At 47.0% G+C, this 11,435-nt stretch carries 8 protein-coding genes; 2 read left to right on the forward strand and 6 right to left on the reverse strand.

Features of this window, described 5'->3' with window-relative positions; genetic code table 11:
• Window positions 1-316: 316 nt before the first annotated feature.
• Genes EXU57_RS13330 through EXU57_RS13340 form a run of 3 tightly spaced genes read right to left on the reverse strand, consistent with a single transcriptional unit; the run spans window position 317 to window position 2,445 of the window.
• Window positions 317-712, reverse strand: coding sequence for a DUF423 domain-containing protein (locus EXU57_RS13330; RefSeq protein WP_133268709.1), 396 nt, complete (start codon window positions 710-712; stop codon window positions 317-319).
• Window positions 705-1,214 (reverse strand): shikimate kinase, encoded by a 510-nt coding sequence (locus EXU57_RS13335; protein ID WP_133268710.1) that lies wholly within the window; start codon window positions 1,212-1,214, stop codon window positions 705-707. The genes EXU57_RS13330 and EXU57_RS13335 overlap by 8 nt, the downstream gene beginning before the upstream one ends.
• 46 nt (window positions 1,215-1,260) lie before the next feature.
• Entirely contained in the window at window positions 1,261-2,445 is a 1,185-nt protein-coding gene (locus tag EXU57_RS13340) for an acyl-CoA dehydrogenase family protein (RefSeq protein ID WP_133268711.1), read from the reverse strand.
• Between the two features lie 376 nt (window positions 2,446-2,821).
• On the opposite strand from EXU57_RS13340, the gene EXU57_RS13345 reads away from it, so the two are divergent.
• A complete protein-coding gene (locus EXU57_RS13345; RefSeq protein ID WP_133268712.1) occupies window positions 2,822-3,295 on the forward strand; it encodes a nucleoside deaminase in 474 nt (157 codons plus the stop codon).
• Here the strand turns inward: EXU57_RS13345 and EXU57_RS13350 are convergent.
• The 3 genes from EXU57_RS13350 to EXU57_RS13360 all read right to left on the reverse strand — a co-directional run bounded on the left by EXU57_RS13350 (window position 3,289) and on the right by EXU57_RS13360 (window position 8,249).
• Window positions 3,289-4,260: an XdhC family protein gene (locus tag EXU57_RS13350; protein WP_133268713.1), complete on the reverse strand. Its 972-nt coding sequence runs from the start codon at window positions 4,258-4,260 to the stop codon at window positions 3,289-3,291. The genes EXU57_RS13345 and EXU57_RS13350 overlap by 7 nt on opposite strands.
• Entirely contained in the window at window positions 4,260-6,593 is a 2,334-nt protein-coding gene (locus tag EXU57_RS13355; protein ID WP_133268714.1) for a xanthine dehydrogenase molybdopterin binding subunit, read from the reverse strand. The genes EXU57_RS13350 and EXU57_RS13355 overlap by 1 nt, the downstream gene beginning before the upstream one ends.
• Window positions 6,594-6,866: 273 nt before the next feature.
• Window positions 6,867-8,249 (reverse strand): FAD binding domain-containing protein, encoded by a 1,383-nt coding sequence (locus EXU57_RS13360; RefSeq protein WP_133268715.1) that lies wholly within the window; start codon window positions 8,247-8,249, stop codon window positions 6,867-6,869.
• A 1,330-nt stretch (window positions 8,250-9,579) separates the two neighbouring features.
• Here EXU57_RS13360 and EXU57_RS13365 point away from each other — a divergent pair.
• On the forward strand, window positions 9,580-11,435 hold a 1,856-nt coding region (locus EXU57_RS13365; protein WP_207955475.1), incomplete at its 3' end, for a cadherin-like beta sandwich domain-containing protein.

Genomic DNA, 11,435 nt, shown 5'->3' on the forward strand with positions numbered 1-11,435 from the left:
ATATCCCCCGATTAACTACACCAGCAATCCCAATATTCTTCCGAAAGGCTTCCGGTATAATTATACTACAATATTCCTATAAAAAGAGGGGGCGTTTGCCCCCTCTTTTTATATTCTTCATTCAATGTCGTTTACATAAGGTGAGTGGCAGAAATTGATGAATAAAGGGATGCGGTACAAGGGAGTGACACCCCCGTCCGAACCGGTTCATCCGGGCGGGCGTCCGAATGGAGTTCATCCGGGCGGGCAACAATGGCAAATAGAATTCCCACAGCTGGTCACCAACGATTTCTCTTAAGTAAACGACATTGATTCGTTATTTGTCGGCAGTTCTCAAAACCCCCATAAGCATACAGAACCAACCAGCGATAAAAGCAAGCCCTCCAAACGGCGTGATGATCCCGATCCAGCTTAAACCCGGACGTACAGCTGCAAGTATAAACGTGAGTGTGTACAACGAGCCGCTGAACAACAGGATGCCCACCAGGAAAAGGTTGCCTGCCCAGGTGATCCATTTATTGGTAAACTCTTTATACATGATCGCAAGTACACATAAGGCCAGGACATGGTAAAAATGGTATCTCACCCCCGTTTCAAAGGTGTTTACCGCTACGTCGGGAACTTTTCCCCGCAACGCATGCGCGCCAAAAGCACCCAATGCAACTGCAAGCGCTCCCAACAATGCCGCGGCGCGTAAAAACGACTTATGCATGTTCTTTCAGAATTTTAGTAAAACTTTGCTCCGTGATCTCTTCTTTTCCAAGCTGGTAAGCTGCCTTTGCGTAAAACACCTCCCGCTGTGTCAACATTTTTTCCAGGAACGGAACCAATTCATCGTCGTGCAACGAGCTGATAAGCGGGCGATGTTCCTTTGTAGTTTTCAACCTTTCAGCAAGCACACTAACCGGTTCATTTATCCAGATGGTAATACCCGTTTTGTTCATCCAGGTCATATTATCATGAAAACACGGGGTACCGCCACCGCAGGCCAGTATAAACTCTTTCTTTTCTTTAAAAAGCCGTAACATCCTGGCTTCTTCTGTTCTAAAGTACTCCTCCCCCTCCTCAGTAAATATCTCTTCAATGGTTCGTTCTTCCATGATCTCTACAAGATTGTCGAGGTCATATGCAGCCACTTTCAATTTCCGCTTTAGCTTTTCGGCCCAGTATGTTTTGCCCGAACCCATTAACCCGATCAAAAAAATCTTCTTCATGCAGTATAACTGATGTTGGTTTTAGTATGGCTGCGTTGCGGCCGGTTTATTTAAAAGCATTCAGGCCGGTAACATCCATTCCGGTGATAAGAAGATGCACATCATGTGTTCCTTCGTAAGTAATTACACTTTCAAGGTTCATCATGTGTCGCATAATGGAATACTCCCCGGTGATACCCATACCGCCAAGCATTTGCCGGGCGGCCCTTGCTATGTTAGCCGCAATTTCGCAACTGTTTCTTTTTGCCATGGAAATCTGCGCTGCAGTTGCACGATGTTCATTCATCAAGGTGCCAAGGCGCCAAACCATAAGTTGTGCCTTGGTTATCTCAGTGATCATCTCAGCCAGTTTCTTTTGTTGCAACTGGAATCCTCCGATCGGTCGATCGAATTGTACCCGCTCTTTGCTATAGCGCAAAGCAGTATCGTAGCAATCCATGGCGGCACCAAGTGCACCCCAGGCTATTCCGTATCGCGCCTTACTCAGGCAGCCAAGCGGTCCTTTTAACCCCTTTACACCGGGAAAAATGTTTTCTTTAGGCACTTTTACATTATCAAATACAAGTTCACCGGTTGAACTTGCCCGTAAACTCCATTTTCCATGGGTCGCAGGAGTAGAAAATCCTTCCATCCCACGTTCTACAATCAGCCCCTTTATGTCGCCCGCTTCATCTTTTGCCCAAACGACTGCTACGGTCGCAAATGGCGCATTGCTGATCCACATCTTTGCACCGTTTAGGATTACATGATCGCCTGCATCCTTTATGTTGGTTACCATCCCCGCGGGATTGCTTCCATGGTCTGGTTCGGTTAAACCGAAACAGCCCAGCCACTCGCCGCTGCCAAGTTTGGGCAGATATTTTTGTTTTTGCTCCTCTGAACCATAGGCATGAATAGGAAACATTACGAGCGACCCCTGTACCGAAGCCGTGGATCGTACTCCGCTGTCACCCCGTTCCAGTTCCTGCATCATCAGGCCATAACTGATATAATCCAGCCCGCCACCGCCATATTCTACAGGTATGGTTGGTCCAAAACACCCCAGGTCGCCCAGTTGCTTCACAATCTGTTCAGGAAACTCACCACGTTGGGCGTAGTCTTCGATGATCGGGCTGATCTCACGTTTCACATAACTCCTTACCGCCTCCCGAACATGTTTCTGTTCGTCGGTAAGCAAATCATCAACCTGGTAGTAGTCGGGCGATTGAAATAGGTCTGTTCTGGCAGCCATGATTAGTTATTGTATTAAATGATGACAACAATCGTTTGAAATCCAAAGCCCCGCATCTTGTAACTGCGCTGTAGCTATATGGCTTGTATGGTAAATCAACCAATCGCTACATAATGTTTCTTGTCCCTTAAACGCCCGGGTGTCGTAAACCCGGCGATAAGAAAGAAATCGGGCAGCAACAAAAATACAGGATGCAATTTACCACCGGGCGGTTGTATCCCTTTTCTTTATCGTCAACTCCATCGATCTACGCCCGGATGTTTAAAGAACACAAAAGCTTAACATTCGCGCCCCTCCATTGCCCCGGGGTGTGCCCCGCTGCACATTATGCCAATCAGCAGCGAATGGCTATATTTACCGGTTGCAATCAAATAATATGACCAGGGAAGAGGAATTTATGCTGGAGGCAGTAAACCTGTCTCGAAAAGGTGTTCAAAATAATGCGGGCGGACCTTTTGGCTGTGTTATCGTAAAGGATGGCGAAGTTGTGGGCCGGGGTTATAATAAAGTAACCTCAACAAACGACCCTACCGCGCATGCGGAGGTGGTTGCCATTCGTGATGCCTGTCAAAAACTTGGAACCTTTCAATTGGATGGTTGCGAGGTTTACACGTCCTGCGAACCCTGCCCCATGTGCCTTGGCGCCATTTACTGGGCGCGGCCAAAAGTGATCTATTATGCCAACAACCGGCAGGATGCTGCAGCAATCGGGTTCGACGACTCCATGATCTACGAAGAAATGAGCTGCAATATGGAAAATAGAAAAATCCCGGTTATTTCTCTTGGCAGGGAACGGGCAATAAAGGTGTTTGAAGAATGGGAAAGTAAACACGACAAAACAGGCTACTGACCTTTTGCATTTTTAACCATGATAATCTCGGCTGCAATACTGATCGCAATTTCATCGGGTGTTTCACTTTTAATCGGAAGTCCCACCGGGGCATGAAGGCGACTGAGCCATGTCTGATCAACACCCTCCTGCTCCAGCTGCCTTAATAATTGAATGATCTTGTTTTTGCTGCCTAAAACACCGATGTACCTAAACGCTGATCCTGCTATTGAACGAAGGGCGAGATAGTCCGTTCGGTAACCTTGTGTCATAATCACTACGTACTTATTTTCACCTTCCGGAATATGGCTGCCTAACGCTGAATAGTCGGCCAGGATTGTTTTGCTATCCGCTGATGTATTCAAAGCAAAGGTGCCGAGGTCAGGCCGGTCGTCGAAGAGGTGAATGGTAAATCCCAGCGAATGCATAACAGCCGAAAGCGCAAGTGAGCAGTGACCACCTCCAACCAGGTAAAGTTGTTCCTGAAGAATTAGGTGTTCGGTATAGCGCCAAGCCTGCGGGGAGGAGGCCTCGAATGCACCATCCTCACCGGTAATTTCCGGCGCGTACCTTATCCCGCTGGAACTGATGGTCATTGTTCCACCCTGATTCTTATCTAAGGCCCCAATTATTTGCTGCAGGGGCTCACGATCACTTGCTGCAGGAACATAAATACAAATTGCCTGCGCACCGGAGCAAATCATCCCACTTTGATCTGTTGCTGCAACTTTATCGTGGTATTGCCTGAACCAGGTTGCACCGGAATACGCATTGTTCAGGTGTGCTTTTGCCAGTTCCGCAAATTTATGCTCCATAATACCCCCACCAATCGAACCGGTGATTACACCATTCGCACTTACCGCCATCATAAATCCGCGTCGCCCCGGGCTGCTACCAGAGCTTTCGGTAACATACAACAGCGCAACCGGGAGGTTAATGGTTACATCGTGAAGAATGCTTTTCCAAACTAAAATTTTCCTTTGCATCACCCGTGCGATTGCGTGTTGACCACTGCATTTTGCTTACCGGCATGTTCCGCATCCTTGTGCAGCGATGTTAGTGAAACTGCTTCTTCAGGGTATAAACTCATAAGCACCTTCTCTGGCGTCATTGGCGCGGAAAAGGCAGGGTCGGCATCCGGCCGAAATGCCCGGATCGCATCCCTAAGGGCAAAATAAGTACCGAGTCCATACATCAGCGGTGGTTCACCTACAGCTTTCGATCGCAGGATCGCTGGATTAGCCCGGTCTGTTTTCAGGAAATGGATATCAATCGTTTTTGGTGCAGCATAAATGTCGGGCACTTTATAGGTCGACAATGCATTAGACTTTAGTTTGCCGTCTTTATCGTAGATGATTTCCTCCATCGTCATCCAGCCAATACCTTGTACAAGTCCGCCTTCAATTTGTCCCTGGTCAATCATCGGGTTCATAGATGTGCCAAAGTCGTGCACGATCTTCACCGCATCCACTTCATAAATCCCGCGGAGACAATCAACCGTAACAATGGTCACTGCTGTGCCAAATACATGGTACGAAAACGGGTGACCTTTTTCGGTTGCCGGGTCAAACCTCACCTCAGGTGTCGCATAGTGCGCATGTTCCGACAAACTTATCCTGCGCACATAAGCTGCAAATACCAATTGTTCCCAGCTGATTTCCGTAGGCTTGTTCGAACTCCATACCTTATTTTCCCTGAGCTCAATACTTACTTCATCAACCCCCAGCATTTCTGCGGCAAGTTTCACCAGTCGCTGCCGTATAGCCGAACAGGCAATTTGTACAGCCTTGCCGTTCAAGTCAGCTGTTGCACTTGCTGCGGAAGGCGAAGTGTTTGCAACACGGAAGGTGTTGGTGGTATGCACTTTTACCTTTGCCGAATCAATCGCAAACATCAAAGCGGCAACCTGTAACATTTTGGTGTTAACACCCTGTCCCATTTCAACTGCCCCGGTGCTTACGCCTACACTTCCGTCGGTATACACATGTACCAGCGCACGCGATTGGTTCATCATGGTTTTGGTAAATGATATGCCGAAGCATACCGGCATAAACGCCATCCCTTTTTTTCGGTATTGGTGTTGCTGGTTAAACCGGGCAACTTCCTGCTCCAGGTTTATTGTTCCATATTGATCCATTGCTTTATCCCAACAGTTCCGCGCTTCGCTTTGCACCCGCTGACCATATGGGAATTCATCTCCTGTTTGTAACAGGTTTTTGTGTTGTATCACACTTGCCCGAATGCCCAATTCCTCTGCAGCCTTGCATATGGCCGCTTCAATAACAAACATTCCCTGCGGACCTCCAAATCCACGAAACGCAGTATTGGGGGGCAGGTTCGTTCTGCAACTATAGGCCGTAGCCAGTACATTAGGAACGTAATAACTATTGGTGCAATGAAATAGGGTTCGCTCCAAAACCGCGGGAGACAGGTCCGCGCATGCGCCGGCATTCTGGTGAAACACTACTTCGTAAGCAATTATTTGCAGATCGGCGCTTAGCCCGATTTTATAATCAGAAGAATACGGGTTCCGTTTGCCCGTCATGCGCATGTCTTCCAGGCGATCAAGCGAATACTTGACCGGCCGCTTCAGGTGAAAACTGGCCAGGCCACAAAAGATCGCCCATGCTGTAGCCTGGTCCTCCTTTCCGCCAAAGCCGCCGCCAAGCCTGGTTACATCAACTTCGAGCCGGTGCATGGGTATACCAAGTACATGGGCGAGATGGCGCTGCACAGCGGTTGGTCCCTGGGTTGAAGAATAAATTTTCAGGCAGTTGTTTTCTGTTGGTATTGCATAAGCCCCCTGGGTCTCAATATAAAGGTGTTCCTGCCCATTCGTTTCCGCTACCCCTTCAAATATATGGGCACACGATTGCCAGGCGGCAGCTGTATCGCCCAACCGGAAAGTTCGCGGGGGCACAATCAACTCGCCGCTTGCTCTCGCTATCCTCGGGTCAGTAATCACCGGTAGTGGATCAATGTCTATTCGAATACGCTTTATTGCTGCATGAGCAATTGCCGGGCTCTCCGCTACAACAAGCGCTACGGGCATGCTGTGGTAGTAAACATAATCTTCCGCCAGTAGTGGCTCGTCGGGTACGATCCCACCGATCTGGTTTGTTCCGGGTATGTCTTTACAAGTAAATATTGCAACCACTCCCGGCTGCGCTTTAGCTTCAGTCAAATCAAGCCCGGTTATACGACCATGGGCTACGGGAGAACCAAACACTGCTGCATACAGGGTACCCGCAAGCACCGGTATATCGTCGAGGTAAACAGACTCGCCACGGGTATGCGAAAAGGAGTCAATATTCTGCATAACTTTTTTTTTGGTACCAGCATTATGAATGCTATTTGGCAGCCGTTGCGTCGCAATCCGTTCATCTGTATAACCACCTGCAACAGGATCCCTGCAGGCTATCAGGCGAGCAACCCATCAGGCTAACCAATCAATACCTTTAGCCTGATTGTTCTTTGTATAAAGCAAATTTTTCCGTCCTACCCTAATGTAGACGACTTATGGTGCCCTTCTACCAGTAATGGCGCCGCCATACAATATTTATGTTGCGGCTGCCGGTGCCCAAACGCCAGCTCACGAGGCTGTTTGCGGCAAACCCATAAAATGCGCGTTTATCAGTTGGGCCAGGAGCAATCTTTTATAGGGAGCGGATCCCCGTGTATCGCTAATCGGCGAAATTTCCGATTGCGCAACTTCGATGCACATCCGTAACGCTTCGCTTGTTGGCTTTTTACCCACGAGGTATGCAGAGGCCTTTTCGAGGTACAATGGGAATGGCCCCACCCCGCCGGCACTTATCGCCGCGGCCTGTATCTTTTCATCCCTCAACTCTACCAACATAGCTGTATTTACACTTGCAATATCCAGGTGGGTTCTTTTACTCACTTTCTCAAAATTGAAATAATGATCCGGTGAAGGCAGGTTGAATTCGACGCTTTGTATATATTCGTCTGCTTCTTTCTCGATAAGTTTATAGCCACGATAGAACTTCTTAAGCGCAACCACACGGTTTGTCGTCCCGTTTGTCAGGCGCAGTTCCGCATCTAGAGCAAGAAAAAAGATCGTAAGATCACCGATTGGCGAAGCGTTCACAAAGTTTCCCGCAATCGTAGCCATGTTCCTGATCGGTGTACTGGATACCAATTTTATAAACCGGAAGATTTCCGGGAAACTGGAGTGAAAGATTGGTGAATTGATGAGGTCGGAAACGGAGGCCGTTCCACTAACGATGCATTTAGCTCCCTCTTGCCGGATTGCTGCTGGCTGATCCTTTGCAAGAAACCGCACATTGGCCCGCTGCATTACTTCGGGCATTTGTACATAAAGATCGGTGCCACCACCCAGAAATTTTGGAGTTGCGAAATGGCCTTCTTGTTCAGGCGAGGGCAATTGCTTAAGCCGGTCCGCAATGCCGCCGAAGTACCCGGGTAAAAATCCCTTCTCAATTGCAAAGCCCACCGGAACAGCGGAGTTTCTTTTTTCAAGCACCCCGCAAATCTTTGCCGTCGCTCTTTCGATTGACTTGTACCCGGTACACCGGCATATATTCCCGTTTATGTGTTCAATCCCCCGGTTTATTGAAGGGGGTTTGGGATCAAGCACAAATCCGGCTAACGAAACCACGAAACCTGGGGTACAGAACCCGCATTGGGTTCCTCCTTCGCTTGCCATAGCTTCCTGTATGCCATTCAAGCCTGTCATATTGATCCCTTCAACAGTTACAATATGCTTTCTGTCCGCGTTTCCTAACGGCATAAGGCAGGAGGTTGCCGAAGAATAGGTCAGGTCATTATCCTTTAAGGTACCGACAAGTACCGTACAGGCCCCACAATCTCCTTCCCTGCAGCCCACTTTAGTGCCCACCAGGTTTTGATGGTAACGGATAAAATCAAGCAACAACGAACGGGGCTCGAACGAGGTGGCAATAGGCTTGTCATTTAAAAGAAAATGTATCAAAACAGGTGTTTTAATAAATATACTTATTTCGCTGGGGTTAATTAAGCGCTCTTCCGGAAAGCGGGGAGAACCGGTGATCGGCCATCCCGGTTAAGCAGGTTTTTTCAGGTCTGGAAGTAGCTGTTTGAACGACCCACGACCTAATATAAGATTACGCTACCGCCAAATACCGCCAAACCACGGTCACAATTCGAAATTCGCCTACCCACTAATCCGCCGGTAAGGGTTGTTTCAGTCAGTTGTTATCAGTTGGTAATGAAAAGCTCCCCGTTTACACCAGGGTACAGTTACTGTTCCATAGACTTATCACGGGAGATTGTTTGTGGCCACAGAGTACTGGGAACAGGTTGGTTTTGCCTGACTAAACATATGAAAAAAAATTAGCGACCTGGCCCGGGTCGTTACTATAACCTGCTCATTAGCAGCCCTAAGCCTTGGAACAACCGGGATTGAACCAGCGTTTTGCCTGGGTAAAAAACTATACATTCAGAAAACTGGATTTACAAACATCGGCTATCACGATGCTTCGGTGGCACAATTACAAAAAAAAGCTTCTAACCGTATTGATTAAGCTGCCAGTAAAGGGCTGCCCGGGTCTTTTCTTTAAGTTGTTAAGATCAAGTGAATGCGGCCCTTAAATTGTTAATTAAAGCATACTCCATAAAAAATATTAATTTTTATAATGTCAACTGTTATGAACAATTGTTACTCTCAACAGGGTTTTAAGCAAGCCGCTGCAAACCCATTTTTCCGTTTGATTATTGACTGCCTGGACCGGTCAAAGAATAGCTGATCGTACCAGACTGGGATAAGTGTGAATAAATTAATATAGGTGTCATGCTAAAAAACGTATTTTTACGCACCTAAAAAATGAATTTTTGGTATTTAAAAGAGGTAATACACTACCGCAAAAGATGTATCACAACATCCCTGGTAAAGCCTTTGAAGAATAGGAGAGCAAAGACGGCAAATAGAAGTCTCCCACGAGATGAATATACATTAATTTATTTTAATGTGCTTTAAGTTGACTTTAATTCCTATCGCAATTCGATTAAATATCTTTTAATTTATTTTGCTCCTCCCCCTAATCAAAATCCACGCTTAAGAAAGACAATTTAAGCCTCATAACCATGAGGTAAGACTTGTATATTAAACTTTCAGGAATGATTTACACCAATTATGGGCGTTCTCTTAACCGGGATAAAACTGCTCAGCCGCCCCACGAGAGTGGTAGAACAGAATATTTTTTATTTTGCCCGACCACTGTTGCAACCTTTAATACTTCAATGCCATCAATGGTACTGAGTTTTAACCATTATTCCCTTTCAAGATGAAAAACCTTTATTCACTGGCATTAGTGCTGATCATGGCGTTTTGCGTCACTTCAGTATCCTCACAAACTTCTGCACCATTTTATATTGTAGCCGGCGAGTCTAACGCGGGCTGGACCAATGTAAGTGATATGACCCCTGCAGAGCAAGCCCTTTACAAGGGAATCATTCCACAATCCGATATTTGGAACCCAGGCAGGGGTGCTTTTTCCGCCGTTCTGGAAAAATTAAACGTCGGATTTAACACCATGTGCGAGAACTATGCAAGTCTCGAGCAGTTTGGTCCGGAAGCATCTTTTTTCAAACTCCTGCAGGATCAAAAGCTAACACAACGTTACCTCTACAAACAAGGTGTGGCTAACTCATCGGTTACCATCGAATGGAAACCAACTCATCCGTATACAGGCGGAACGGGCTCACGCTTTCAACAAATGGAAGAATGGCTCGAGATCACCGTTAAACAAGCCCTTGCGAATGGTTATAAACTAGATCTTAAAGGCATCATCTGGATTGGCGGCGAAAACGATGCTAAAGCCGGACATGAGAACCAGGCTAACAACGAGCTAACCGGGTTAACCGAATTCTTTAACGGCTTCGATGTACTCTGGAAGTCACTGGGTACAAAGTATGCGCTTCCTAACAATACCTATAAAAAGGTAATCAGTCGTTTAAACGGACCAGGTGAGGCATTCCCCTATCGTCACATTGTTAGAGCAGCACAAGCCGAATATTGCGCTAATCCTGCGAATAATGCAACACTGATCAATACCGATGGGTACGGTTTATTTGACTATGCCCACTACGATGCAAGCGGTATGATCCAGTTTGGTAAGGACGTTTTTAACGCCCTGCAGTCGCGTTTATCAAATCTTACACTGAGTACCGGCACACTTTCTCCGGGTTTTACAGCTACCACTACCAGTTATTCAGTAAATGTGCCGGGAAACACCAGCAATTTCTCACTTACACCTACCGCAGCCGATGGTACAGCTACCATTCGTGTGAACGGAAATGTTGTTGCTAATGGTACTGCTTCCGATCCAATCAACCTTGCACCCGGATTGAACACCATTTCTATTGATGTTAATTCACCTGATGGTCGCACAACCAGTTACACCGTTACCGTTAACAAAACGGGTTCCGCACCACTTGTTACCACAGCCGCTCAAACTTCGGTTACTACTACATCTGCTACGCTTAACGGAACTGTTAATGCGCAAGGCTCAAATGCAACGGTAGCGTTCGAATATGGCACAAGCAATACTTTAGGTTCTTCTATCAGCGCTATCCCATCTAATCTTTCAGGAACTTCAACCTCTTCTGTTTCAGTTCCGCTGACTGGTCTCGGCGTTAATACACAATATTTCTTCCGTACTACAGCTACCAATGCCTCAGGCACTGCAACAGGCGGTACATTTTCGTTTTATACACTCGCAAATGCGCCAACCGCCCCGGTAGTTAATACGCCAACACAGACTTCACTTAATGTAGTTGTTACGGGCGCCGTAAACAACAACCCTTCGACTACCACTTACGCAATCCTGGAAACAACAACCAACAAATACGTACAGGCAAACGGAACGCTGGGCGCAACTGCCGTTTACCAGACAGCTAATCTTTGGGGTTCGGTTACCGGTTTATCACCTGCAACAACTTATAGCTTCAGTTTAAAGGCTCAGAATGGTGGAAACGTGTCAACTGAGTTTGGGCCGGCAGCATCAGGCAAAACGCTTGGCGCTACAAATGCAAACCTCTCCAACCTGATCACTTCAGCTGGAGCACTTAACCCGGTATTTGCAGCAACTACCCTGGATTACACCGTTAGTGTTGCAAACAACGTTACTTCTGTAACTGT

This window comes from Segetibacter sp. 3557_3 (assembly GCF_004354985.1).
Lineage (GTDB): Bacteria > Bacteroidota > Bacteroidia > Chitinophagales > Chitinophagaceae > Segetibacter.

Excerpts from the sequence above, each read along its gene's own strand:
- EXU57_RS13330 (WP_133268709.1), bottom strand. The coding sequence starts at position 712 with ATGCATAAGTCGTTTTTACGCGCCGCGGCATTGTTGGGAGCGCTTGCA.
- EXU57_RS13335 (WP_133268710.1), bottom strand. The coding sequence starts at position 1,214 with ATGAAGAAGATTTTTTTGATCGGGTTAATGGGTTCGGGCAAAACATAC.
- EXU57_RS13340 (WP_133268711.1), bottom strand. The coding sequence starts at position 2,445 with ATGGCTGCCAGAACAGACCTATTTCAATCGCCCGACTACTACCAGGTT.
- EXU57_RS13345 (WP_133268712.1), top strand. The coding sequence starts at position 2,822 with ATGACCAGGGAAGAGGAATTTATGCTGGAGGCAGTAAACCTGTCTCGA.
- EXU57_RS13350 (WP_133268713.1), bottom strand. The coding sequence starts at position 4,260 with ATGCAAAGGAAAATTTTAGTTTGGAAAAGCATTCTTCACGATGTAACC.
- EXU57_RS13355 (WP_133268714.1), bottom strand. The coding sequence starts at position 6,593 with ATGCAGAATATTGACTCCTTTTCGCATACCCGTGGCGAGTCTGTTTAC.